This is a genomic window from Paraburkholderia sp. D1E, from assembly GCF_052682275.1.
The window spans coordinates 7,484,090-7,507,639 of sequence record NZ_JBQYMB010000001.1; the positions used below are offsets into that span (position 1 = coordinate 7,484,090).

General features: G+C 62.5%; 22 protein-coding genes and 1 riboswitch. Of the genes, 15 read left to right on the forward strand and 7 right to left on the reverse strand.

Going from position 1 to position 23,550, the window contains the following annotated elements; all coding sequences use genetic code 11:
* Nucleotides 1-14 precede the first annotated feature (14 nt).
* The 4 genes from ACUN0E_RS33595 to ACUN0E_RS33610 all read right to left on the reverse strand — a co-directional run bounded on the left by ACUN0E_RS33595 (nucleotide 15) and on the right by ACUN0E_RS33610 (nucleotide 4,645).
* Nucleotides 15-2,627 (reverse strand): mechanosensitive ion channel family protein, encoded by a 2,613-nt coding sequence (locus tag ACUN0E_RS33595; protein WP_445569304.1) that lies wholly within the window; start codon nucleotides 2,625-2,627, stop codon nucleotides 15-17.
* Nucleotides 2,628-2,825: 198 nt separating this feature from the next.
* Nucleotides 2,826-3,473, reverse strand: coding sequence for an NAD(P)-dependent oxidoreductase (locus tag ACUN0E_RS33600; protein WP_445569305.1), 648 nt, complete (start codon nucleotides 3,471-3,473; stop codon nucleotides 2,826-2,828).
* 143 nt (nucleotides 3,474-3,616) lie between these two features.
* Entirely contained in the window at nucleotides 3,617-4,072 is a 456-nt protein-coding gene (locus tag ACUN0E_RS33605) for an Rrf2 family transcriptional regulator (RefSeq protein ID WP_445569306.1), read from the reverse strand.
* Nucleotides 4,073-4,171: 99 nt separating this feature from the next.
* A complete protein-coding gene (locus ACUN0E_RS33610) occupies nucleotides 4,172-4,645 on the reverse strand; it encodes a hypothetical protein (RefSeq protein WP_408232793.1) in 474 nt (157 codons plus the stop codon).
* A 319-nt stretch (nucleotides 4,646-4,964) separates the two neighbouring features.
* Here ACUN0E_RS33610 and ACUN0E_RS33615 point away from each other — a divergent pair, with 319 nt between their 5' ends.
* Both ACUN0E_RS33615 and ACUN0E_RS33620 read left to right on the forward strand, forming a co-directional pair.
* Complete coding sequence (locus ACUN0E_RS33615; protein ID WP_408232796.1) at nucleotides 4,965-5,546, forward strand: DJ-1/PfpI family protein; 582 nt, start codon at nucleotides 4,965-4,967, stop codon at nucleotides 5,544-5,546.
* A 129-nt stretch (nucleotides 5,547-5,675) separates the two neighbouring features.
* Nucleotides 5,676-6,002 (forward strand): hypothetical protein, encoded by a 327-nt coding sequence (locus tag ACUN0E_RS33620; RefSeq protein ID WP_445569307.1) that lies wholly within the window; start codon nucleotides 5,676-5,678, stop codon nucleotides 6,000-6,002.
* Here the strand turns inward: ACUN0E_RS33620 and ACUN0E_RS33625 are convergent, their stop codons facing one another.
* On the reverse strand, nucleotides 6,003-7,757 hold the full coding sequence (locus ACUN0E_RS33625) for a sensor histidine kinase (protein WP_445569308.1): 1,755 nt from the start codon (nucleotides 7,755-7,757) through the stop codon (nucleotides 6,003-6,005). It abuts the gene before it with no gap.
* Between the two features lie 410 nt (nucleotides 7,758-8,167).
* Between ACUN0E_RS33625 and ACUN0E_RS33630 the strand changes: the two genes are divergently transcribed.
* From ACUN0E_RS33630 to ACUN0E_RS33640, 3 genes are all read left to right on the forward strand, one after another.
* Nucleotides 8,168-9,370, forward strand: coding sequence for an ammonium transporter (locus tag ACUN0E_RS33630; RefSeq protein WP_445569309.1), 1,203 nt, complete (start codon nucleotides 8,168-8,170; stop codon nucleotides 9,368-9,370).
* Nucleotides 9,371-9,477: 107 nt separating this feature from the next.
* A riboswitch (Fluoride riboswitch) is annotated at nucleotides 9,478-9,539 on the forward strand.
* A gap of 79 nt (nucleotides 9,540-9,618) precedes the next feature.
* Nucleotides 9,619-9,999 carry a fluoride efflux transporter CrcB gene (gene crcB, locus ACUN0E_RS33635; RefSeq protein WP_408232811.1) on the forward strand — a complete coding sequence of 127 codons (381 nt, stop codon included), beginning with the start codon at nucleotides 9,619-9,621 and terminating at the stop codon, nucleotides 9,997-9,999.
* Nucleotides 10,000-10,025: 26 nt separating this feature from the next.
* Nucleotides 10,026-10,187 (forward strand): hypothetical protein, encoded by a 162-nt coding sequence (locus ACUN0E_RS33640; protein WP_408232814.1) that lies wholly within the window; start codon nucleotides 10,026-10,028, stop codon nucleotides 10,185-10,187.
* Here the strand turns inward: ACUN0E_RS33640 and ACUN0E_RS33645 are convergent.
* Nucleotides 10,184-11,146 (reverse strand): alpha/beta fold hydrolase, encoded by a 963-nt coding sequence (locus ACUN0E_RS33645; RefSeq protein ID WP_445569310.1) that lies wholly within the window; start codon nucleotides 11,144-11,146, stop codon nucleotides 10,184-10,186. The genes ACUN0E_RS33640 and ACUN0E_RS33645 overlap by 4 nt on opposite strands.
* A 220-nt stretch (nucleotides 11,147-11,366) precedes the next feature.
* Here ACUN0E_RS33645 and ACUN0E_RS33650 point away from each other — a divergent pair, with 220 nt between their 5' ends.
* From ACUN0E_RS33650 to ACUN0E_RS33665, 4 genes are all read left to right on the forward strand, one after another.
* Entirely contained in the window at nucleotides 11,367-12,332 is a 966-nt protein-coding gene (locus tag ACUN0E_RS33650) for a LysR family transcriptional regulator (RefSeq protein WP_445569311.1), read from the forward strand.
* Nucleotides 12,333-12,489: 157 nt separating this feature from the next.
* The gene (locus ACUN0E_RS33655) at nucleotides 12,490-13,692 is read left to right on the forward strand and encodes an NAD-dependent formate dehydrogenase (RefSeq protein ID WP_408232823.1); all 1,203 of its coding nucleotides are present in this window, start codon (nucleotides 12,490-12,492) and stop codon (nucleotides 13,690-13,692) included.
* A gap of 8 nt (nucleotides 13,693-13,700) precedes the next feature.
* Nucleotides 13,701-14,213 carry an HPP family protein gene (locus ACUN0E_RS33660; protein ID WP_445569312.1) on the forward strand — a complete coding sequence of 171 codons (513 nt, stop codon included), beginning with the start codon at nucleotides 13,701-13,703 and terminating at the stop codon, nucleotides 14,211-14,213.
* A gap of 299 nt (nucleotides 14,214-14,512) precedes the next feature.
* Nucleotides 14,513-16,078, forward strand: coding sequence for a tannase/feruloyl esterase family alpha/beta hydrolase (locus tag ACUN0E_RS33665; protein WP_445569313.1), 1,566 nt, complete (start codon nucleotides 14,513-14,515; stop codon nucleotides 16,076-16,078).
* A 135-nt stretch (nucleotides 16,079-16,213) separates the two neighbouring features.
* On the opposite strand, the gene ACUN0E_RS33670 is transcribed toward ACUN0E_RS33665, so the two are convergent.
* On the reverse strand, nucleotides 16,214-17,128 hold the full coding sequence (locus ACUN0E_RS33670) for a GntR family transcriptional regulator (RefSeq protein ID WP_445569314.1): 915 nt from the start codon (nucleotides 17,126-17,128) through the stop codon (nucleotides 16,214-16,216).
* Between the two features lie 193 nt (nucleotides 17,129-17,321).
* Between ACUN0E_RS33670 and ACUN0E_RS33675 the strand changes: the two genes are divergently transcribed.
* From ACUN0E_RS33675 to ACUN0E_RS33700, 6 genes are read left to right on the forward strand one after another with little or no spacing between them, the layout of a single operon-like run.
* Nucleotides 17,322-18,044 carry an amino acid ABC transporter permease gene (locus ACUN0E_RS33675; protein ID WP_445569315.1) on the forward strand — a complete coding sequence of 241 codons (723 nt, stop codon included), beginning with the start codon at nucleotides 17,322-17,324 and terminating at the stop codon, nucleotides 18,042-18,044.
* An 8-nt stretch (nucleotides 18,045-18,052) separates the two neighbouring features.
* Entirely contained in the window at nucleotides 18,053-18,802 is a 750-nt protein-coding gene (locus ACUN0E_RS33680) for an amino acid ABC transporter ATP-binding protein (RefSeq protein ID WP_445569316.1), read from the forward strand.
* Between the two features lie 15 nt (nucleotides 18,803-18,817).
* Nucleotides 18,818-19,981: a M20 family metallopeptidase gene (locus ACUN0E_RS33685; protein ID WP_445569317.1), complete on the forward strand. Its 1,164-nt coding sequence runs from the start codon at nucleotides 18,818-18,820 to the stop codon at nucleotides 19,979-19,981.
* A 5-nt stretch (nucleotides 19,982-19,986) separates the two neighbouring features.
* A complete protein-coding gene (locus tag ACUN0E_RS33690) occupies nucleotides 19,987-21,075 on the forward strand; it encodes a mandelate racemase/muconate lactonizing enzyme family protein (RefSeq protein ID WP_445569318.1) in 1,089 nt (362 codons plus the stop codon).
* Nucleotides 21,076-21,095: 20 nt separating this feature from the next.
* Nucleotides 21,096-22,271 (forward strand): M24 family metallopeptidase, encoded by a 1,176-nt coding sequence (locus ACUN0E_RS33695; RefSeq protein ID WP_445569319.1) that lies wholly within the window; start codon nucleotides 21,096-21,098, stop codon nucleotides 22,269-22,271.
* Nucleotides 22,272-22,308: 37 nt separating this feature from the next.
* Complete coding sequence (locus ACUN0E_RS33700; protein WP_445569320.1) at nucleotides 22,309-23,541, forward strand: pyridoxal phosphate-dependent aminotransferase; 1,233 nt, start codon at nucleotides 22,309-22,311, stop codon at nucleotides 23,539-23,541.
* Nucleotides 23,542-23,550: the final 9 nt, after the last annotated feature.

A 23,550-nucleotide genomic window follows, 5' to 3' on the forward strand; every position in this document is an offset into this window, starting at 1 on the left:
CGCGTGTAGCGCAATCAGCTTTTGCCGCCCGCCTCGCCTGCCGTCGGAATCTGCGGCGGGATCGGCGCGGTCTGCCCGGTCGGCGGCGGCGCCGGACGCGGTTCGTGCGACACATCGCGCGCCACCGCCGCGGCAGCGTGCGCGGCCCGCGTCGAACCCGCTGTCTCGGCATGTGCGTGCCCATGCACATGCGGCCCGACCCCGGACATTTCATCGTCCTGCAAAGGCTGTCCTTCACTATCCTTCGACGATGTGTACACACGCATCTGCGGCACCGGAATCTCGATACCGGCTTCGTCCATCTTGCGTTTAAGCCTCAAATTGAAGGCGCGCGCCACGCTCCATTGCTGCAACGGCCGCGTCTTGATCTGCCCTTTCACGACCATCCAGTTCGGATCAAAACGGTCGAGCCCCCATACCTCGATCGGTCCGAGCATTTCGCGGCGATAACGGAAGTCGGCCATCAGATCGGCGCCGACTTCGCGAATCAGTTGCGTGATCTGATCGACATCGGTCGAAAACGACATCCGCACTTCAAAAACCGCATAGGCGAAGTCGCGCGAAAGATTCTTGACGATCTTGATCTGCGAGAACGGAATCGCGTGAATCGCGCCTTGCCCATCGCGCAAGCGAACGGTGCGGATCGACAGATGCTCGACGGTGCCCGCGTGACCACCGTCCACATCGATCCAGTCGCCGACCGAAATCGTGTCTTCGATGATGATGAACAGGCCCGTGATCAGGTCGGTCACGAGCGACTGCGCGCCGAAACCGATCGCGAGGCCGATCACACCGGCGCCTGCCAGCAGCGGCGTCACGTTGATACCCAGATTCGCCGCCGTGACGATGCCGGCAATCGTCATGATCGTCACCAGCAGCACGTTGCGCAGCAGCGGCAGCATCGTGCGCGCCCGCATGCTTGGATTGCGCGACTTGTTGCGCGGACCACCCGGGTTGAGGGCTTCGGTAATCGCGGTGTCAACCAGAATCCACAGCAGCCACGAAATGAACACCGTCGCGATGATCGCTGTCACCGCATGCGCAATCCCGCGCGCCGCAACGTTTTCCTCGACGACTTCCGCGAGCGACACACCCCACAAACGTGCCGCCAATTCGAAGAAGAACAGCCAGATGAAAAGCGTCAACAGCGTCCCGCAAAAGCGCAGCAAGCGTGTCAGATACGGTGAGCGGCGCCGGGCCCGCGGACTGCGCGGGCGCGTCATGCGCAACACGATAGCCGACAGGAAGAATGCGAACACCAGCAGGAGTGCGGTCACCACCGAAATCTGCAACACGTTTTCGCTGGATCCCGAGCCGCCGAGCGTGGCCACCACCGACGCGGCGGCGAGCACCAGCACCGGCACGTGCCAGAGCGAAGCGAGCACGTCGAACGCGTCGGTCGCGGCCCTGTGATCATGGCGCTGCTCGTAAGGCCGGTTGCGAATCAGATGCGCGACGGGCCGGCGGAACGCCAGCGCGAAATAGCCGGTCAGCACAGCGGCCGTCATGTTGGCGGCCGTCGAAATCAGGGCCGCGAGATTCGATCCGAGCTGATGCTCGACGTCATAGTTGACCGCCGCATCGCCGAGCGCGGCGCATACGCCCACCACGAACAGCACGCGCCGCGCATGATCGATCAGCAGGCGCACCGCAACCCGCCGATGCCCCGAGCCGAACAGCGAAAACATGATCAGGCAGATCGCCGAGAACACCGCGCCCGCAACAATCGCATAAGCGACCACCATGCCGAGCGTGCGGCCGAGCGCATCGGGCATGGCGCGCACGAACAGCAGCGCCGCGAGAAAGGCCACGATCCACGGGCCAACGCGGCGCAGCGCGAAGATAAGCAACTCACGCGTAGTGGGATTCGGATTGAGTCCCATGAGAATACCGAAGCGCCGGTATAGCCGGTGTTGCACGTAAATCAGCGCGCCGGCGCACGCGCCCCAGCCGGCCAGCATGGCAATCATCGAAAAGACGATGCGACCGAAGCTCTCTTTCCCCTGGCCCGAAACGATCGTGTAGAGCTCGTTGGCGGCCGCATTGAAGCGTCCGCCCCAATAGCGCACCGGCGTGCGGCCCTGATGCACATCGGATTCGAACGACGCGATGCCTGACGCGATCGCGCCGAGCAAGCCAGGACTCGGTTGCGCGGGCGCGGGCGGCGCGACGTTTTGCGAGACCTCGCGCAGCTTTTTGAGCTGGGCGACGAGCGCCGTGCGCTGCCGGTCGTTGTCGAGCGTGGCGATCACGCTGTCGAGCGAGCGCGCCAGTTCCGCCTGGCTCGCGGGCGACGGCGCAGAGGCCGCTTCCGCGGCAGAAGCGGCCGAGGCGGCAGACGCAGGCGTTGCCGTCGCGCTATTGATCAGGCTCTGCAATGCCGGAATGACCGGCGTGCCGGTGCCGGCAGCCTGGGCGGTTGCGGGCATCCACCCGATGCCGAGGATCAACGCGAGGCAGACCGTGGCCGCCCATGCGCCGAACCACGCCGCGACGTGAGCGCGAACGCCGCGTCGAGCGCTGAATCCGGAATGACTGGACGAAACATGAAAGTCGGCGTGAGTCGCCGGTTGGCCGCCGTTGGACGGCGCGGCCCCGGACTCACGCCGCAACGGGCATGACTGCATGGCGATCCGTGAGAAAACGGGAGACGCCAGTGTAGCCGCAGTTTTACCGCCAGCAACCGAACATGCGTAACCGATTGTTAGGACGCTTGCCTGAATTCAAGGATTTGCGGGCCGCCGTCATCCCCTCGAACGGCCGCTACGACACACGCAACGGGCCACGCGGGGCACGAGCCGCGCGCGAACCCGCTCCGTTGAGGCTCAATAAGCCACCGTCGCGATCTGATGGACAAAACGGCCCTGCTCCAATTCATCGACGAAGGCAATCGCATAGTCTTCCGCGGAGATACGGCTATTGCCCTCGGCGTCGGCCAGAAGCGTGTTCGCGCCCGTGCGGAACGTGCCGGTACGCTCGCCCGGGGCGATCAGCGCGGCCGGTGCGAAGAAAGTCCAGTCGAGATCGGTGACGCCGCGGTAGTAATCGAATGCGTCGCGGTGCGCCAGTGCGATCGGTTTGTAGGCGTCCGGGAAACCATCCGTGTCGACCAGTTGCTTGCCCGGCGCCACTTCGAGCGAACCCGCGCCACCCACTACCACGAGGCGCTTCAGACCCGCTGCGCGTACGCCGTCGACGAGCGCATGGGTCGCCTTGGTCAGCGCCGCGAGATCGTCTTGCGGCGGCGCATACGCGCTCGCCACCACATCGTGCCCGCGCACCGCGGCGCCAACGCTCGCGGCGTCGAGCAGATCGGCCTGCGCGGCTTTCAGATTCGCCACATCTGCCGGCACGCGCGCTGGATTGCGCGCCAGTGCCGTGACCTGATGTCCGCGGCGGGCCGCTTCCGCGGCGATCCGCGAACCAATCGTGCCGGTGGCGCCAAACAACGCGATTTTCAACTGTTTGCTCATTTCGATACTCCGGTCATTAACTTATATGTAACTACATTGATTACATATAATGGGGAAAAAAGAGGGGCTTGGGCCCCCGTCCATTCTCAGGCACGCGCGTCGACTACATCACACGCGCCCTTCTCTACTGCTTCCTCACTACGTTATCCATGCGGACGCCGTTTGCTTTCACGCGTCCGTTCGGCGCGTACCACGTCGGCGGTGGCGTCGGCCAGCGTGCGTGCGCCGAGCGACGCTTCCATGGCTTGCTGCGCTTCGTCGATGATGCCGCGCAGCACGACCTGGATATTGCGCCCCACCATGCAGGCCGGATTCGGCTGCTCACGATGCATGGCGAATAATTGTGCGTCGTCCACCGCACGATACACCTCGAGCAAGCTGATGTCCTCAGGCGCCCTGGCGAGCAGCGCGCCGCCGCCCGCGCCGAGTTGCGAGGTAGTGAGACCCGCCTCGGCCAGCATGGTCAACAGACGCCGGATCAACGCAGGATTCGTATTCACGCTGCCCGCGATCATTTCCGACGAGAGCGGCACGCCCTCCTGCAACGACAGCAGTGCGAGTACATGCACCGCAAACGCAAACCGGCTACTCGTATTCACAACAAACCTGCCCGGCGACGACAATGTGTAACCATGGTAATTACATTTAATCCGGCTGTCAAACCGGCTGTCAAACGGACCGGCGCACAGGCCACGATCTCACTTGTCCATCTGCTTTTGCGCGTCGCTCGAATCGCTCGATGTCGACGAAGAGGCTGAAACGCTCGCCGACGAAGCCGAACTTTGCGCCGACCACTCCTGCAGCTTGCGCCCTGCCGTTTCGAGGCCCTGGCCGGTCAGCGCCGCCGCCTTGCCGAGTTGCGCATTCGTCGCGCTCGCCGCACCTTGCAGATTGGCTTGTGCGGTCGATGCCAGCGAGGCTGGATCGATCGTGATCGACGGCGCGGACGCCGATTCGAGGTTCTGCTGGGTGGCGGCCTTGGTCGCATCGACCTGCTGGCCGACGTAGCTGGCCGCCTGATCGAGCTTCTGACCGGCGGCTTGCGCCGCATCGTTGAGCTTGCCGGCAACCTGCGCCGACGCATCGTTCTTCTGACAAGCCGTCAGGCCGCCGAACACGAGGGCGACAACAGCGACGCGGCGCAACAGCGGTGAACGAATAGATAAAGTCATATTTGAGTGTGAGCCGCATTGAGCGGCTTCCGCATGCGAAAACGCGCCAATGATACGCCGTCGCGCATCACGGTCTCCGCGGCGAGTCCCCGGGAGCCCGCGCGCCCGAAGCTGCGGCGCGCGCCGCGGCATCAAAGTCAGCGGCGCCAGGCTGCGCTAGGGCTGCCCGAAAACAGGTCAGCAAACGCCGCTGCGCGCCCAACTGCAATCCTGCATCCCTGCATACGCGCCATCGGGCCTCCGTCGCGGTTCTGTCAAATGCGTTGGAGTAGACTGCCTGAGCGTTCGATGTGTTCCGTTGATCAATTGGAGGCATGCGATGGCAGCAAAGAAGATTCTGTTCCTGACCGGCGACTTCGCCGAGGATTACGAAACGATGGTGCCGTTTCAGGCACTGCAGGCGGTCGGTCACGTGGTTGACGCGGTCTGTCCGAACAAGAAAGCCGGCGACAAAATCAAGACCGCAATCCATGATTTCGAAGGCGACCAGACCTATACCGAAAAACCTGGGCATCAATTCACGCTCAACGCAACGTTCGAAGACGCCGATCCCCGTCAATACGATGCGCTGGCAATCGCGGGCGGCCGCGCGCCGGAGTATCTGCGACTCAATCACAAGGTAATCGAACTCGTGCGGCAGTTCGCCGAAGCGGGCAAGCCGATCGCCGCGATCTGCCACGCCGCGCAACTGCTGGCCGCCGCCGACGTGATTCGCGGCAAGCGCATTTCCGCCTACCCGGCCTGCGCGCCCGAAGTCAAGCTGGCTGGCGGCGAGTACGCCGACATTCCGGTCGACGCTGCGATCACCGACGGCAATTTCGTCACCGCCCCCGCATGGCCCGCGCATCCTGAATGGCTGCGTCAATTCCTCGTGCTGCTCGGCACGCGGATCGAACTCTGATCCTGAGGCGAGCGCCTTGCCCTCGCGGCAATGCGCGCTCGCCTGAACCTACCCGCATTTGAGACTAATCCGATAGTTCGCAACGGAAAGCTTTCCTATAGTCGCCGGTTGACCTGGGAGCCTTTTTCGATGGAACTGACTGATTGGATCGTCATTCTCGCCGTCACGTTGATGGCGATTGCTTTTTTCTGTGCGCGCACACCGGCCAACTGGTCGCGAGAAAACCGCGCGCGACGTCTGGCGGGCACACGTATGCTGGTACAGGCGGCGTGCGCGCTGTGGGCGGCGCTATTGATCGTCGCGCACGGCCTGCTCGCCCTGGGCGGCTTGCCCGGCCTGCATCCCGCGCCGCTCGAGGCGCTCACGGGCGTTGCGATCCTGATCGTTTGCGGCTGCTACTGGTCGATTCGCGGCAGCAAACTGCTCAAACCGCGCCGGCTGTTTACCGCTTACTGATTACCGCGTACTGATATCGGGCGTGGCATTGGCGGCATGCGCCGCCGCACCGCCGTTCAGGCCAGGGCCTTCACGATCAGCGAGGCCCGCGCCTACTTCGCGCATATCACGAACCGCGTGAACACCCTCCGCTATCGCGACATGCGTCTCGACAGCCAGTTGCGCCGTCCGCATCCCGGCTTCGGGCAGCGACAGATAAAACGTCGTGCCCATGCCCTCTTTCGACTCCACCCACACACGCCCGCCGTGCCGCTCCACCACGCGCCGCACGAGCGCAAGCCCGATGCCCTCACCCGCCGCCACATTGCCGTGCAAGCGTTGAAAGGCGTTGAAAAGCCGCGGCAGCGCGATCGCCGGAATGCCCAGGCCATTGTCCCGCACGTAGAAAATCCGCAGTGAATGCACGCCCGGCGGCGCCGGCGTCGTACCAATTTCAATCTGGCCTTCGCGGGCCGGGTCCAGATAATTGACCGCATTGCCGATCAGGTTCGCGAATACCTGTTCGAGCGCGGTCGGATCGCCCCACACCGCCGGCAAGTCGTGCACGATGACGTGCGCCCGGCGCGCCCGGATCGACCCTTGCATCGCATCGATCACGCGCGGCACGATATCGCCCACTTCGACCTTTTGCTGCCGGTACTCGACGCGGCCGACACGCGACAGCCGCAACAGCGCGTCGATGATGTGCGACGCGCGCAGCACGGCTGTCTGCAGGAAGTGCAGCGCCTCGCCGATATCCTCGTCCACCACCCGTTCGATACGCTGCCGCGGTTCCGACGCGAGCGACGACCGGCGCAGCATTGCGCGCAATTCGTCACACGCGCGAATCAGTTCTTTCGAGAAGCCTTGCAGATTCACCAGCGGCGCACGCAGGTCGTGCGACACGCTGTAGATGAACATTTCGTTTTCCTGGGTCTGTTGCCGCAAGGTCTCGTTGATGCGCGCAAGTTCACCGGCGCGACGCGCGAGATCGGACTGGAAACGCGCCTGGATGCGCTCGGCTTCGAGCAGGCGCCGGCTGGTTTCATGCAAGGTCAGATCGAGCCGGGCGATTTCATCGCGGCCGGGGCCGATCGGCGCTAGCGGCTCGTTACCCGCGAGTCGCCCGGCGTTATCGGACAGCAGTGCGAGCCGGCCGCGCACGCCGCGCGTGAACAACCAGACAGCCAGCGCGACGAACAGCAAGGAGCCGAACACGGCCGCGACGATCAGCATCTGTTGCCGTTCGCGCGCGGCTTCGGCTGCGTTCGAACGCAACGTGTCGAGGCGCCGCTCTTCGGTCTGGAAGGCCGCCACCTGCTGACGAAAGCGATCGAGCACGTCGGCCGAGGCCAGCTCGCGGAAACGATCGAGCAGATCGCGCCGCCGCCCCGAATGCAGCATGTCCTGAACGCGATCCGACCACTGGCGATATCCCTGCACCGCCTGGCGCACCTGCACCACGCGCTCGACCTGCGCCGGGTTATCGGCAACCAGCTCGGCCAGTTGATCGATGCGACGGTCGACGTCCATCCACACGGTAACCGGTGTCGTGAAGCGGGTATCGTTGGCGAGCACCGCGCCGCGCAGCGCCACGGATTCGCCCAGCACCGGATCGAGAATCGCGGTGGTCTGGCGCAGCACGTCTTCGCTATGGATGGCCCACTGCTCCGCCTGGGTCGCGTCGGACTGCGCCTTGACCAGTCCGGACAACAGCGCCAGTTCGAAGAGGGCCGGAATCGCGATCAGCAACAGGCCTTTAGTGGTCAGTCTCATGCGTGCGCATTGGAGGTCGATGGCCGGCAGATCGTGCACGGGGACGGCACATTATGTCGGCCTTTGGGCAGGAAGACAAAGACGACACGCCACGGACCAGACTTCTTCCGCCAAATTCAGCGCCCTCTGCAGCGAATGTGCATACAACGTCAGGCTTTTGAATTAAACGTAAATCAAATCGAATGTTGTGCCCATGTTTGGATCATGAGGTCCGTTGTGGAACCGATATGCACTTATATTGGGCTTTCATTGCTGTCCACGGTGCAAAACCCCGCGCATTGCCCAAATGGGAGCGAGTGACATGAAACCCATCCCGGTGCTGATTTGCACCTGATCGACGCTTTCCAGCACAAATTTGGCCCGCTTCTTGCATTCAATGCCCGCTTTTTTGGCATAAGCGGGACACATCGATGGAAAGTCTGAAAACCGGCACCGACACCCTCTTCCTTTTGCTAGGTGCCGCGATGGTGCTGGCCATGCACGCGGGGTTTGCATTTCTCGAACTCGGCACGGTGCGCAAAAAGAATCAGGTCAATGCACTGGTCAAGATTCTGGTGGATTTCTCGGTTTCGACGATCGCGTATTTCTTCATCGGCTACACGATCGCCTATGGCGTGCAGTTCTTCGGCAGCGCCGAGTCGCTGGCCGCGCACAATGGCTATGCGCTGGTGCGCTTCTTCTTCCTGCTGACCTTTGCGGCGGCGATTCCCGCGATCGTGTCGGGCGGTATCGCCGAGCGCTCGAAATTCAATCCGCAGCTGTTCGCCACCTTCGTGCTGGTCGGGTTCATCTATCCGTTCTTCGAGGGGATCGTGTGGAACGGCCGCTTCGGCATTCAGAACTGGCTCACCCAGGTATTCGGGGTGCCGTTTCATGACTTCGCCGGTTCAGTGGTGGTGCATGCGTTCGGCGGCTGGGTCGCGTTGCCGGCCGTGCTGCTGCTCGGCGCGCGCCACGGCCGCTATCACCGCGACGGCGGCATTGCCGCGCATCCGCCGTCGAATATTCCGTTCCTCGCGCTGGGCGCATGGGTGCTGACGGTCGGCTGGTTCGGCTTTAACGTGATGAGCGCGCAGACCATCGACAAAATCAGCGGCCTCGTGGCAGTCAATTCGCTGATGGCGATGGTCGGCGGCACGCTGACCGCTTGGCTCGCGGGCCGCAACGACCCCGGTTTCACGTACAACGGTCCGCTCGCCGGGCTGGTCGCGGTATGCGCAGGCTCCGACGTGATGCATCCGCTTGGCGCGCTGGTGACAGGTGGCATTGCGGGCGTGCTGTTCGTCACCATGTTCACCTGCGTGCAGAACCGCTGGCGCATCGACGACGTGCTCGGCGTATGGCCGTTGCATGGTCTGTGCGGCGCATGGGGTGGCATCGCAGCCGGCATCTTCGGTCTGCATGCGTTCGGTGGCCTGGGCGGCGTATCGTTCGGGGCGCAACTGGTCGGCACGCTGGGCGGCATCGTGGTGGCGACGCTCGGCGGCACGCTCGTGTACGGGGCCATTCGCATGACGGTGGGCTTGCGGCTCGATCCGGAAGACGAGTACAACGGCGCGGACCTGTCGATCCACAAGATTTCGGCGACGCCGGAACGCGAAAGCGTCGGCTGACACGTTCGCCGCAACGCATCGCTAGCGGCGCGTCGGCGGTTTCGTGTCCGGTTGCCCGCCGATCATGCCGCGCCCACCTGTCCCCAGTGGGTTCGCCGATGCTAGACTTGCGCGCTGGAGATGGCATTCTCCCTTAACCGCCCTTGTGGCTGATGATGCCTGCTTCGCCCGGATGACGACGGACGCGGCATCGCGCGTCCCTCCTCAGCCCGGTTTGTCGACCTTTTCGCTTCGCCAGGGCAATTTTCATGTATTGGTCCATTCTCGCCGTCGGCATCGGTGGCGCACTCGGCTCGCTGTTCCGCTGGTTCCTCGGTATCCGTCTGAACGGCCTGTTCGCCGGCTTGCCGCTCGGCACGTTCGCCGCCAATGTGATCGCCGGCTACGTCATCGGCGTCGCGGTCGCGGGATTCGCGCGGGCGCCGCAGATCGCGCCCGAATGGCGGCTCTTCGTCATTACGGGATTGATGGGTGGCCTATCGACTTTCTCGACATTCTCAGCAGAAGTCGTGCAGCGCTTGCAGGACGGCCGGCTCGGCTGGGCGGCGGGCGAGATCGCCATTCATGTGGGCGCGTCGCTGCTGATGACCGTCCTCGGCATCGCAACCGTTTCGTTGCTGGCGCGCTAACAAGCCGGAGCTGGATACGCCGGCCGATGCCCAACTGGAATGGGTACACGGGCTATACATACCTGAACGTCAACTACGAGAACGACGCACCAGATCTGACCGACGGCACCGACCCGAAGCATGTTTTAAGGATCTGGACGAACTACACGTTCATGCAATGCCTGACGAACGGCGTGACGATCCGCTAGTAGTCCGATGTATTGAATGTCCGCAGGAAGTCGAAGAGCGCTGCCGTCACTGCTTCCGGCGCCTCCTGCTGTATCCAATGGCCGACGTCAGGGAGCAGTGTGCTGGAGACAAGGCCCGGCAAGTTCTCCGCATGAGCCGAATAGGCGTCACGTCGCCAATTCAGCACAGGGTCCCGCGCGCCCGCGAGGAACATCGCCGGTTGTGTGATGCGTGCGTCGGCAAAGGCGCCAAGCAACCCCCAGTTCCGGTCGAGATTGCGATACCAGTCGAGCGGCGCACGAAAGCCACGGGCGAAAGCTGCTGTTTGCAGGCGGAGGTCCTCCGGCGTCAGCCAATCCGGCAGACCGGCGGGCGCCGGGAAGGTAGCAAGAAATCCGCTCCCGGCGACCATGCCGTTCCAGAGCGGCTCGGGCGCGCCGCCAGAGAGGCCCCAGTAAATGCGGCGGAGGCTTTCCGCCGGATCAGCGTCAAGTTCCGCCTCGGCGCGACCCCGCGGTTCGAACCAGAGCCAGTAGAAGTGCGCCCGCCCCAGGCGGCGCAGGGTCGCGAGCGGCGGAGAAGAAGTGCGAGGGATGAACGGAACCGAAAGTCCGGCGACGCCGATAAACCGGTCAGGCCGCAACATGGCTGCCGTCCAGGCAACGACCGCACCCCAGTCATGACCGACGATCACGGCTTTCGGATGCCCAAGCGTATCGAGCAACCCGACCATGTCGCCCACCAGATGCAGAATCGTAAAATCCTCGATCGTCTCCGGCGCGCTGCTGCCGCCATATCCCCGCATGTCAGGCGCGATCACACGGTATCCCGCTTCGGCGAGCGCCGGCACCTGATGGCGCCAGGAATGCCGCGATTCGGGGAATCCGTGGCAGAGCAGGACCGGCATACCGCTGCCGGCAATGTCGGCTCGTAGCTCGATCCCGTTGGTGGAAAAATCCCCTGTCTCGATTCGCATCATTTGCAAACCCACCTGCTGATTTTCTCGGCGCAGCGTAGCACTCTGCGCATGCGCCGGTATGTGGCTGAAAACCCTGATTCAATCCTGGTCGGCATAGTGGTCTTTTCTCCCGACATCCGACTGCACTCATGCCTGGGTGTGTGGCACGCGGTCATGATCACATGATCGAGCACAGTGCGTGGCGAGTTCGTTATATTCCATGTGATATAACGAAGCCGGCATGTGCAAATGGCATCTGCCGGTACCCGGGAGCGCGATGTTCATCCGTCAACTTCATTATCTGGTTACGCTTGCGAAAGAGCAGCACTTTGCCAAGGCTGCCGAACTGAGCCATGTCTCGCAGCCCGCGCTTTCCTCCGCGATCCGAAGCCTTGAAGCTGAGTTGGGTCTGGTCATCGTGAGGCGCGGCAGGCGTTTTCTTGGCTTCACCGAAGAAGGCGAACGGGTGCTCGGATGGGCCCGCCAGACGCTCGCCGCGCTCGAAAATATGCGGCAGGACGCATCGGCCGCCCAGGTGCGGCTGACCGGCACGATCCGCATCGGCGTCATTCCCACGACGATGCCCATTGTGGGCTTGTTGCTGGGCGCGTGCCGATCGGATCACCCCGCGATCCGATACGCCGCGCGCTCGCTGAGTGCGGACACGATCCTTCGCCAGTTGGACGACTATGAACTCGATATCGGGTTCACGTATCTGGATAATCGCGTCCAGGCGGGGTTTGCGGTTCTTCCACTGTATAGCGAGCGTTACTTTCTGCTCTCCCCTCCTGACTCGCCTGCCAGGCCGGATCTGAACCGTTGGGACGCGCTTGGCGAACTGCCGTTCTGCCTGCTGGGCACGACGATGCAGAATCGCCAGGTCATCAACGCGGCATTTCGCAGCGCCGGCGTTCAACCAACCGTCGTGCTCGAAACGGATTCCTTGCTCGCACTGTATTCGAACGTCCAGCATGCCGGCCTATACAGCATCCTGCCGCACAGCCTGTTAAGCGTGCTCGACACCCGAACCAGCGTCAAGGCAACGCCATTGCTGCCTGAACTGACACGCGAGATCGGTCTGATCACGCGCAATTCTCCGTCCATACCACCGCTGGCGGCAGCAATGTGGAGCGCGGCAGAACGACTCGATCTGCAGCAATCGTTCGATACATTGCTCAACAACGCAGACATCGCCGCGCTGCAATAGCGGGAGTTTAATAAGCAGCGGTTATCAGTCGATCCGTCCAAACGATTGGACCGGCCCGCTTCCCTCAAAGACACTGTGCTCATCGATGCCTCGCATCGACCCGGCCGTCAAACGGTTGACGCCGGATCACTTATTGCATTGAGTGGAGCGAGACGACATGGCCAAGGTTCTTTGTGTGCTGTATGACGATCCGGTTGACGGTATGCCGAAGCGGTATGCGCGTGACACCATTCCTGACATCACCCATTATCCCGACGGGCAAACCGCGCCAACCCCCGAAGCGATCGATTTCACGCCGGGTCATTTGCTGGGTTGCGTATCGGGCGAACTGGGACTGCGCAAATATCTCGAATCGAACGGCCACCAGTTGGTCGTGACGTCGAGTAAAGACGGTGCCGATAGCGTGCTCGACCGCGAACTGCATGACGCTGAAATCGTCATTTCGCAACCGTTCTGGCCGGCCTATATGACCGCCGAGCGCATCGCGAAAGCACCCAGACTCAAAATGATCGTCACCGCCGGCATCGGTTCGGACCACACCGATCTGCAGGCGGCAATGGATCGCGGCATCACGGTCGCCGAGGTCACTTATTGCAACAGCAATAGCGTAGCCGAACACGTCGTGATGACAACGCTTGCGCTGGTGCGCAACTATCTCCCGTCGTATGACTGGGTTATCAGGGGCGGCTGGAATATCGCCGATTGCGTCGAACGCTCCTATGACCTTGAGGCGATGAACGTGGGCACCGTCGCCGCCGGCCGTATCGGCCTGCGCGTACTGCGGCTGCTCAAGCCCTTCGACGTGAAGCTGCACTATCTGGATCGCCACCGCCTGCCGGAGTCGGTCGAGAAGGAACTCAACCTCACCCACCACACCAGTCTCGAGAGCCTGACCAAAGTGTGCGACGTCGTGACGCTGAACTGCCCGCTGCACCCCGAGACCGAGCACATGATCAACGCGAAGACGCTTGCGAATTTCAAGCGTGGTGCTTATCTGATCAATACGGCACGGGGCAAGCTGTGCGACCGCGATGCCATCGCCGCAGCACTGGAAAGTGGCCAGCTAGCCGGCTATGGGGGCGACGTCTGGTTCCCTCAGCCTGCACCGGTCGACCATCCGTGGCGCAGCATGCCGCACCACGGCATGACGCCACACATCTCCGGCACCAGCCTGTCCGCGCAAACTCGCTACGCCGCAGGCACCCGTGAAATCCTCGAGTGCTTCTTCGAAGGCAGGCCGATCCGCAATGAATACCTGATCGTGCAAGGCGGCAAACTTGCGGGTGTCGGCGCGCACTCGTACAGCGCAGGCAACGCGACGAAGGGATCCGAAGAAGCTGCCCGCTTCAAGCAGAGCTAACCCCGCATATGGCCTCCCCGTCCGCCGCTCCCTCTGGCGTCAACGGGGCCTCGACGCGGCGCGCCCGGGCCGGCAGCATCATGCTAGCCGGCCTGGGCGCGTTCGCGGCCCTGGCTCTCGTGGGCATGCTGGCGCAGAAAACCTCGCAACCGTGGATCCTCGGGTCGTTCGGGGCAACCTGCGTGCTGCTGTTCGGCTTTCCGGCCAGCCCGTTTTCACAACCGCGCAACATCATCGGAGGTCACGTTCTGACGTCACTGGTCGGTTTGCTATTTCTGCATCTACTCGGTCCGGGGTACCTGCCAATGGCCGCCGCCGCGGCATGTGCCACGATGCTGATGATGCTGACACGCACCGTCCATCCACCGGCCGGCAGCAATCCGGTCATCATCTTCGTGGCTCAGCCAGGCTGGTCTTTCTTGCTGTTGCCAACGCTCGTTGGGGCTTGCGCACTGGCTTTGATCGGATGGCTCTACTGGACAATCGTTAAACGCGGTTCGTGGCCAACGCCGCCGCAGTGACGCCGCGGTCAGCTACTCGATTGCAACGATGACCCTGGACACGTCCCCGCCCCCAGGCCAGCCCCTCCCTCTGTCGACTTCAACTTTCACACGCAATACGTCGTGGGGTGCGTTTGTACCCCACGCACTTCCTGCGTTCGCCCACTGCGCGCCACTTCAATCAAATCTGCGTTGGTTCTCCAGGGTTAACGTCGCTATCCGAGCGATTTCCAACAACTTATGCTGCACCTCACTCACAAAACCGACCGGCCGGTTAATTAATAAAAACAAAAATTGTTGTCCTCAACCAGGAGATATGAATGGCAAATCAGAATGTCAGAGGCTCGGACGGCGCGCGCAGGCGGATCACCCAGTCGTACCTGGTATGGGGCATCGCCAGTCTTTGCAGCGTATTTGTCACTGCATGCGGAAGTGGTGACGTGACACCCCCCACGGTCGCCCAGACCAACGCGTCCAAATGCACCACGCTCAACGGCCAAACCATCGGCGGGATCCAGATCACCGCCACGAAGCGCACCGAAGCGAGCGGCGATGTGCCCGCCTACTGCAAAGTTAGCGCGACCGGCGCTCACGGCACCACGCTCGACATCGAGGTCGATCTTCCGGATAACTATGCGAACCGGTTATTCCACCAGGGCGGGGGCGGTTTCGACGGATCCATTCCAACCGTCGAATCTGTCAACCTGACTTACCCTCTCACCAAACCGCTGCAACGCGGCATGGCTTTCACGGCTTCAAACGGTGGCAACCGGGACGGCAATCCTGCCGATTTCATCACCAATGCGACCCAAAAACAGGACTACTCGTACGCCGCGCTCGGCACCACCGTACATTTTGCCAAAGCGGTGATTAGCGCCTTCTACGGTCAGTCACCCAAGTACACCTACTTCGAAGGCGCATCGAACGGCGGCCGCAATGCTTACCTCGTCGCGCAGGATTGGCCCGGCGATTACGACGGCATCATCGCCGGCTCCGAAACCATGAATATGGCGACGCAAACCATGGCATGGCTGAACATGGCCTCCAAGGTCGGGACGGCCGCCATGCCCGGCAGCGCGCAATGGACGGCGGCCTATCAGGCAGCGCTGCAACAATGCGGGAACGCCAACGGCGTGATACTGAACCCGGACGCGTGCACCTACGATCCCGCTCCCCTTCAATGTGGAACCGCAGGCGCGCCCGCCGCGACCTGCCTCACACCGGCTCAATTGCAGACCGTCCGGCAAGAAATCGGCGCACTGGATACCGGTAGCGGAACGCTGCTCTATTCCGGTTACTACTGGGCCGACTTCGGCAGCTCGCTCGGTGTCGGCGCGTATGCAACGCTGGGCGGCGGATTCGCCGGGATCGCGACAGGCAATGGCAATTGGCTCTTACCGGCCACTGCCGCAGGAAGTTTGCAGGCAACCTTTAATGTCGATAGCGCCTATCCGGTCATCGCCGCAGGTTTGCAAAGCGCGGGAGCCGATCACAGCCTTCAGGCTATCGCCCAGTATCTGGCTTCGGGCAAAAAGCTGATCTCGTTTCACGGCGGCGCCGATCCGCTGCTGTCGGCTCGTGACCATATCCGCAACTGGCTGACAATGACGCAACTCGCGGGGTCGGCGGCCAGTAATGCGCGGTTCTACCGTGAGGCCGGTGTGGGTCATGTCGAAGGTGGCAATGGACCGGATCAGTTCGACTACATTGGTCCGATGATCGCCTGGGTCGAGCAAGGCGCCGCACCGGGTCAACTGACTATGACCAAACTCGACACGAACGGCAACGTGACAGCAACGCTGCCTGACTGCCCGTATCCGACCGTGCCGCACTACAACGCGGGAGACATCAATCAGGCAGCCAGCTATAGCTGCGCAAGCAGTTAAAAGCGCAACGACCCGTGCTGCGGACGAACGCTGACTACGAGTTGTCACGCGTCCAACGCATGGGTCGTTTCCGCTTGTCAAAGCGGTTTGCGCTCAGGTCTGAGCACATCGTACCCGGTCTTTCGGGCGTTCCCTTTACGCGACCTTCCCGCCTTTCGCCACCGCATCGGCGGCCCCCGTCGTATGGTAGGCATGAAACAGATGCTTGCGCATGCGCTCGGCGGCGACCGGCATGTCGTTCGCGAGAATCGCGTCGATGATCTCCAGGTGTTCGCTGCACCACTCCCGAATCCGCTTGCGGTTCACATAACCCTGAAATTCGAGCAGGCGGCGCAGCCGGTTCTGCTGTTGCATCGATTGATGCATGAATACGTTCCCGCTGTATTCGGCAAGCATCTCGTGAAAATTGGCATCGGTTTCGAACACCTGCTTCGGCGTCACGCCATTGAGACCGAGTTGCGAAGTCAGGAAGATATGTTCACGCCGGCATCTTTCCAGCGCTGAGCGGTCCGCCGAAAAAGTGGGCAATAGCAGGCCGGCCGGCTCCAGGGTCAAGCGAAAATCGTAACTGTTCTTCAAGGTGAGTGCCGAGTCGAGCGAGGGCTGAAAGCTCCAGCCGTGCCCTTTATTACGCACGATCAGGCCATCTTCCGAAAGACGCGACAAGGCTCGCGTCATCGTCACCCGGTCCACCTCATAGCGCTGCGCGATATCCGTCTGCGTGAGCGACGCCGGAATCAGACCCGCCAGGCGGTCCGTCACGAGACGGTTGTACAGATCCTCGTCCCCCGAAGTGGGCAACTCCAACTCGATGCGGTGCAGGCCCTCCGCGGAACGTGCCAGAAAGAACCCCTGATTTTTTCGCGCCTCGATCACACCGAGGGACTCGAGCAATGTCATGGCCGCTCGCACGGGCGTGCGCGACACCCCGAGCAGGTCCGCCAGTTGTTGTTCGCGCAGGTGATGGCCTACCTCGAACCTTGCTTCCTGAATGAGATCCAGGATCTGTTTGGCCAGCAGATGGGCACCCTTGCCCGCCCTTTTTGTCATTGCATCGTCCCTTCGAATCGATCTGTAGAAGAATATCAAAAAATACAAATTTCAAATACCAATCGGCGTAGAGATCGGCGAGATCACCGTCAAATTGACTTCCTTACAGCGGAATTAATCCTTGACCCGCCTTTTTTCTCTTTGTATAAATCGACACAATTCATACAAATTGTAGTTAGTATTGGAGTTGATCATGTCACTACACCTACTGCTCGAGTACCTGATCTCGAGAGATTTTCTCCACGGCGCGGCGCTCACGCTTGTCCTGACCGTCATCTCGCTTGGATTCGGCATGCTGATCGGCCTCGTGCTGGCGCTACTACAGGGCACGCGCAGTCAGATCGCGAAGACCTTCACGTTCGCCTATTTGTGGTTGTTCCGCGGCACGCCCGTCCTGTTCCAGATCATCTTCATCTACAACGTGCTGCCGTCCTTCGGCATCCGGTTCAGCGCGTTTGTCTGCGCGGTGCTCGCACTGTCGCTAAACGAAGGCGCGTTCATGTCGGAGATATTCCGCTCCGGTCTGCAAGCCGTGAAGCAGGGACAACGCACGGCAGGGTTCGCGTTGGGTATGACGCGCGCCAAGGTATTCCGCCATATCGTCGTGCCGCAGGCGCTGCGGGTCGTCCTGCCGCCTATCGGCAACCAGATGATCGGCATGCTCAAGCTGAGCGCCCTCGTCTCGGTGATTGCCGTGCAGGAGTTGCTGCTCGTCGCCGATCAGGCGGCAAGTGCGAACTTCCGTTACCTGGAAGCGCTAACTGCTGCGGGAATCTACTACTTGGCGCTCACTACGCTGTTCATGCTGCTGCAGGGATGGATGGAACGCGCGCTCGATCGCAAGCGCAGGACCAGTACTCGCCGCATGTCGTTCGCCGAACGTCTGCTCGGCACTTCGCAATCCCTCGTTCGCTAAGGATGCCCATGTCTACTGGCGCCTCCCTTCCCTTGCTGAAAGTCAGCCGTATCGACAAGAGCTATGGCGACACGCGTATTCTCAAGAGCTGCTCGATCGATGTCGCGGCGCAAGAGACGATCGTGATTGTCGGCCCTTCCGGGTCCGGTAAATCCACCCTCCTGCGCTGTATCAACCTGCTCGAGACAGTCGATGCCGGCAACATTCTGTTCGAAGGCCGCGACCTCGCGCGCGAGCGAAAAAACGAACACCTGGTGCGCCAGCGAATCGGCATGGTGTTTCAGAATTTCGAGCTGTTTTCCCATCTATCCGCCATCGAAAACGTGATGCTTGCGCCGATGACCGTGATGGGCGTTTCGCGCCACGACGCACATGACCTCGCACTCGGCCTCCTGACCAAGGTGCGCCTGCGCGAGCGCGCCGATTACTTTCCGGAGCAGCTCTCGGGCGGTCAGCAGCAGCGCGTCGCGATCGCACGTGCGCTGGCGATGAAACCGAAGGTCATGCTGTACGACGAGCCCACCTCCGCGCTCGATCCGGAGATGGTCAGCGAAGTCCTCGACGTTATGGCCGAACTGAGCGCGGAAGGCATGACGAGCCTCGTCGTGACCCACGAAATGGGGTTTGCGCGGCGCGCGGCCGACAAGATCGTTTTCATGGACGCCGGCGAGGTCATCCTGACCGAGACCAGCGAACAATTCTTCAACGGCTCCACGCACGAACGTGCGCGCCGGTTTCTTGACCAGATCCTGCACTGACCCGGAACACTTCTCATGTCCATCCAACCCGATCTGTCCCGCATGAAACGGGACCTGACTGCGCTTGTCGGTATCAATACGGAAAACCCGCCCGGCCGCGAAATCGAGGCCGCGCAACTCGTGGAGCGCCTGCTCGCCAGCGAAGGCTTCGACCTGTCGCTCAGCGAATACAAGCCGGGCCGCGCCAACGTGATGGCGCGACTGGAAAACGGCCCCGGCCCGACATTCGCATTCAACACTCACCTCGATGTCGTACCGGCCGGCGACGGCTGGAAGTCCGATCCGTTCGTCCTGCGCGAAGCGGACAACCGCCTGTACGGCCGCGGCTCATGCGACGCAAAAGGCCCGCTGACCGCGATGATCGAAGCGATGCGCATGCTGGCCGCGGACCGCTCCGGCTGGTCGGGCACGCTACTCGGCGTCTTTACGGCTGACGAGGAGATCGCCAGCGAAGGGGCGAAGTTCTATGCGGCCGGCCGGCCCAAAGTCGATTTCGTGGTGGTCGGCGAGCCGACCTCGAACGCGACCTTCTCGGCCCACAAAGGCAGCCTGCGGCCGCTCGTGCGAGTGCACGGCGTCACTGCCCATTCCGGCACACCGCATCTCGGCGACAACGCGATCTATCGCGCCGCCCAACTGCTCAAGCTGGTCGAAGGGCATCACGAGAACGAAGTGCGTTGCCGCTGTCATCCGCTGGTCGGTTCGGCTAGCCTGACCGTGACCCGTGCGCTCGGCGGCCATGCGGACAACGTTGTTCCCGGTGCCTGCGATCTGCTGCTCGACCGCCGCATGGTGCCCGGCGAACTCGAAGAGGACGTCAAGCGGGAAATCGAGCAACTTCTCAAAGTCGCGTACGAGCAATTCGGCGTGCGAGCGGAAGTCCTCGAATATCGCCCTACCACCGGCGGCGCGACCGAAACTACGCTCGACTCGAAAATCGTTCAGGCGAGCCTCGCAGCGTGCCGTGCCCATGGCACCGCCGAGCCGGGCCCGTTCGGCTTCCAGGGCGGCTGCGATCTGGTGCATTTCCGCAGCGTCGGCGCGACCGGCGTCGTGATCGGCCCGGGCACGCTCGAAGTCGCGCACAAGCCGGACGAGTTCGTACCGATCGACGAACTGCTCGCATCGAGCCTGATCTATCGGGACGTCGCGCTCGAGATGATGAAAAAGGGCGGCTGACGATCGTGCTAGCCACCCTTCACCGCGCCTCGCTCCACTACGGCGACGGCCTCACGCTGCACACGGCGGCGTCGGGCAGCGTCGGATACCTGGACGCGCTGTATCTGCGGCTCGTCGAACAGGACCATGTCGGCATCGGCGAAGTACGGATCAACATCGCCTATCTGAACGGTCTCGCACCGGAGACAGTCATCACCGACGCGCACGCCGCGCTCGCGCAGATCGACTGGCGGCGCGATGCCCGTGCGCTCGTTGAAACATCCGGCGAATGGCTCGCGCGCTTCTGCGCGCCGGTGCGCATGATGATCGACAGCGCGCTCTGCGACCTGTACGCGCAGCAGTGCGGCGTCAGTGTCGCTCAGATGTTCGGCGCACACGGCGAGCAGCCCACCATGTGGCGCTCGAACCAGACGCTCTTCTGGTCGTCGGACGAAACCATGCTGGCCCGCGCCGCCCGTTATCTCGAACGCGGCTTCAACGATCTGAAGCTGCGCGTGGCGATTGGAACATTCGACGACGATCTGCGCCGCATCGACCTGCTGAAAACTCGATTCGGCGATTGCATCATGTTGTCCGTCGATGCGAACGGTCAGTGGCTGCCCGGCGAATGTCCGGCGCGCTTCGCCGCGCTTGCCGCGCGCGCGGTCGAATACGTCGAGCAACCCATCGCAGCCGGCGACTGGACGAATCTGCGCCGTCTCGCGCAGATGAGCCCGCTCATGCTCATGCTCGACGAAAGCCTGCAATCGGACGCTGACATCGACACCCTGTGCGGCTTCGCCGGTCTACCGGTGGCCGCGCATCTGAAGCTCGTGAAACTGGGCGGTATCGCATCGACAATCGGCGCCGCACGCCGGCTGAGTGCTGCAGGCATTCCGCTGATGATCGGCCAGATGAACGAAGGCGCCGCCGCGACCGCAGCCGCCCTTCAGGTTTGCTGCGCGACTGCGCCGCGCTGGGCCGAACTCTATGGCGCCGATGGCCTTCTCGACGATCCTGTCAGCGGCCTTTCGTATCGCACAGGAACGGTCTGCGCCGCAGGCCACACCGGACTCGGCGTTTCGTTCGACGCCGCATTGACCCACACTCTCTAGACGCTTAGGAAACCCTCGACATGCAAACAAGCCAAGGTCCCGCTCAGGGTTGCGAATCAGCCTTTCCGGCCGGGGAATATGCAGGCCGTGTCGCTCGCGCACGCGCATTGCTCGCCCAGGCGAACATCGACGCAATGATCGTCACCGGTCCGGAAAACATCTTCTATCTGACCGGGCAACAGACACCCGGTTATTACACGTTTCAGGCACTGATCCTGCCTGTCGCGGGCGAACCCGTGTTCGTGATCCGCCAGCTCGAATACTTCAACTTCATCGCCAATACCTATATTTCGGATGCCCAGGTTTACAGCGACGGCGAAAATCCGATCGACGTGCTGGTCAAGGTCATCCAGCAAAAAGGGCTGGCCGGCAAACGCATTGCGCTCGACAAGCGCGGCTGGTTCCTGCCGATCGCCGTCTACGAAACGCTGTGCGACAAGCTCGGTACGATCGCCGATTCCGCCGGCGTGGTCGAACAGCTTCGCGCAGTGAAGTCGGCGGCGGAAATCGAAAAGCTCGCCACGGCCGCCGGTTATGTCGATGCCGGCATGCGAGCGGGTCTGGCCGCGGTCAAGCCGGGCTCAACCGAAAACACGCTAGTCGCGGCGATGATGTCCGCGGCAATCGCGGCAGGCTCCGAATACGTCGGCATGGAACCGCTGGTGTCGGCCGGCCCACGCACCGGCGTGCCGCACGGCACGTGGCGCCGTCGCGCGCTCGAAGTTAACTCGCCGGCGTTTCTCGAAATGGCCGGATGCCACGACCGCTATCACGCGGCGCTAATGCGTTCGGCGTGGATCGGCGAAGTTCGCCCCGAAGCGTTGGCGATGGAAGAAGTCTGCCAGGAAGCGCTGCAAGCTTCACTCGACGCCATCAAACCCGGCGCGCCCTGTGAAGCACCCCACCTTGCCTGCCAGCGGGTCATCGACCGCGCCGGCTACACGGACAACTTCAAGAAACGCACGGGCTACTCGGTCGGCATTTCGTTCGCGCCGGATTGGGGCGAAGGATCGATCCTCAGTCTCTACACGGGCGTCATGACGCCGCTGCAACCGGGCATGACCTTCCACATTCCGCCCGCGCTCCGGATTTACGGCGAATTCACTGTCGGCGTCAGCGAAACCGTGGTGGTCACGGAGACCGGCTATCGGGCACTCGGAACGGTCGAGCGACCTTTGCTGCGCGTCGCGGCCTGAGCCGCGAGCCGGACACACAAGACAACACGAGGTCAATATGTTTTCCAATCAGCTGGCGCCGCGCATGCAACGGGTGCAGCCCTCGCCCACCGCGGTTATCTCCGACAAAGTCAGGCTCCTGCTCGCGCGGGGCAAACCGGTCATCAATCTCGGCGAAGGCGAACTGCACTTCGACACGCCTGCTCATATCAAGCAGGCCGGCATCGCCGCGATCGAACGTGGCGACACCAAGTACACGGCGGTCGCCGGGACGGCGGAACTTCTCAACGCGATCGTCGACAAATTCGCTCGCGAGAACGGCATCCAGTACTCGGCGCAGGAAGTCATCGCCGGGACCGGGGCAAAGCAGCTCATCTTCAACGCGCTCCTCGCGACCATCGCGCCCGACGACGAAGTCCTGATCTGCGCGCCCTACTGGGTGTCTTACCCGGACATGGTCGCACTCGCCGAAGGGCGAGTGCGCGTGCTGCCGAGCACGCCTGAAACGGGCTGGAAGTTGCAGCCGGACGTGTTGCGCGCCGCCATCGGCCCGAAGACCCGCTGGCTGATCCTCAATTCGCCGAACAATCCGTCCGGCGCGGTCTACACGCGCGATGAACTGAAAGCGCTGACGGACGTGCTGGTCGAACACGAACACGTGTTGCTGATGGCCGACGATATCTACGAGCACGTGCGCTATGACGACCGCTTTTATACGCCGGTACAGGTCGAGCCACGGCTGCGCGAACGCACGCTGACCGTCAACGGCGTGTCGAAGGGATATTCGATGACTGGTTGGCGCATCGGCTACGCCGGCGGGCCCGCCTGGCTGATCCGTGCGATGCAGACGCTGCAATCGCAAAGTACGTCGAATCCGAGCACGATCTCACAGGCCGCGGCGTTGGCCGCGCTGCGCGGCGGCACGGATTTCATGTCCGACTGGCTCACCGCGCTGCAGGTCAACCGTCAGATGGTGCTTGCGGCAATCGGACGATGCCCCGGACTGCACTGCGCGGCGTCCGAAGGCGCGTTCTACGCGTTCGTGAACTGCGCGGGCCTGATCGGTGCGATAACACCGGACGGGATCGTGCTGGGCACGGATCTCGATTTCGCCAATTACCTGCTCGATGCCGCGCATGTCGGAGTGGTACACGGGAGCGCATTCGGCGTGGAGCATCACGTCAGGATCGCTTACGCGGTGCCCGCGCAGACCTTGCAGGACGCGTGCAGCCGGATCGAGGCCGCCTGCGCCGCGCTGGTGCACTCGCCGGTCGAGATCAGCGGCCGCTAATCGCTGGTC

What these genes read in the sequence shown, in the direction of transcription:
- ACUN0E_RS33595 (WP_445569304.1), bottom strand. Translation starts at nt 2,627, where the DNA reads ATGCAGTCATGCCCGTTGCGGCGTGAGTCCGGGGCCGCGCCGTCCAAC.
- ACUN0E_RS33600 (WP_445569305.1), bottom strand. Translation starts at nt 3,473, where the DNA reads ATGAGCAAACAGTTGAAAATCGCGTTGTTTGGCGCCACCGGCACGATT.
- ACUN0E_RS33610 (WP_408232793.1), bottom strand. Translation starts at nt 4,645, where the DNA reads ATGACTTTATCTATTCGTTCACCGCTGTTGCGCCGCGTCGCTGTTGTC.
- ACUN0E_RS33615 (WP_408232796.1), top strand. Translation starts at nt 4,965, where the DNA reads ATGGCAGCAAAGAAGATTCTGTTCCTGACCGGCGACTTCGCCGAGGAT.
- ACUN0E_RS33620 (WP_445569307.1), top strand. Translation starts at nt 5,676, where the DNA reads ATGGAACTGACTGATTGGATCGTCATTCTCGCCGTCACGTTGATGGCG.
- ACUN0E_RS33625 (WP_445569308.1), bottom strand. Translation starts at nt 7,757, where the DNA reads ATGAGACTGACCACTAAAGGCCTGTTGCTGATCGCGATTCCGGCCCTC.
- ACUN0E_RS33630 (WP_445569309.1), top strand. Translation starts at nt 8,168, where the DNA reads ATGGAAAGTCTGAAAACCGGCACCGACACCCTCTTCCTTTTGCTAGGT.
- crcB (WP_408232811.1), top strand. Translation starts at nt 9,619, where the DNA reads ATGTATTGGTCCATTCTCGCCGTCGGCATCGGTGGCGCACTCGGCTCG.
- ACUN0E_RS33640 (WP_408232814.1), top strand. Translation starts at nt 10,026, where the DNA reads ATGCCCAACTGGAATGGGTACACGGGCTATACATACCTGAACGTCAAC.
- ACUN0E_RS33645 (WP_445569310.1), bottom strand. Translation starts at nt 11,146, where the DNA reads ATGATGCGAATCGAGACAGGGGATTTTTCCACCAACGGGATCGAGCTA.
- ACUN0E_RS33650 (WP_445569311.1), top strand. Translation starts at nt 11,367, where the DNA reads ATGTGCAAATGGCATCTGCCGGTACCCGGGAGCGCGATGTTCATCCGT.
- ACUN0E_RS33655 (WP_408232823.1), top strand. Translation starts at nt 12,490, where the DNA reads ATGGCCAAGGTTCTTTGTGTGCTGTATGACGATCCGGTTGACGGTATG.
- ACUN0E_RS33660 (WP_445569312.1), top strand. Translation starts at nt 13,701, where the DNA reads ATGGCCTCCCCGTCCGCCGCTCCCTCTGGCGTCAACGGGGCCTCGACG.
- ACUN0E_RS33665 (WP_445569313.1), top strand. Translation starts at nt 14,513, where the DNA reads ATGGCAAATCAGAATGTCAGAGGCTCGGACGGCGCGCGCAGGCGGATC.
- ACUN0E_RS33670 (WP_445569314.1), bottom strand. Translation starts at nt 17,128, where the DNA reads ATGACAAAAAGGGCGGGCAAGGGTGCCCATCTGCTGGCCAAACAGATC.
- ACUN0E_RS33675 (WP_445569315.1), top strand. Translation starts at nt 17,322, where the DNA reads ATGTCACTACACCTACTGCTCGAGTACCTGATCTCGAGAGATTTTCTC.
- ACUN0E_RS33680 (WP_445569316.1), top strand. Translation starts at nt 18,053, where the DNA reads ATGTCTACTGGCGCCTCCCTTCCCTTGCTGAAAGTCAGCCGTATCGAC.
- ACUN0E_RS33685 (WP_445569317.1), top strand. Translation starts at nt 18,818, where the DNA reads ATGTCCATCCAACCCGATCTGTCCCGCATGAAACGGGACCTGACTGCG.
- ACUN0E_RS33695 (WP_445569319.1), top strand. Translation starts at nt 21,096, where the DNA reads ATGCAAACAAGCCAAGGTCCCGCTCAGGGTTGCGAATCAGCCTTTCCG.
- ACUN0E_RS33700 (WP_445569320.1), top strand. Translation starts at nt 22,309, where the DNA reads ATGTTTTCCAATCAGCTGGCGCCGCGCATGCAACGGGTGCAGCCCTCG.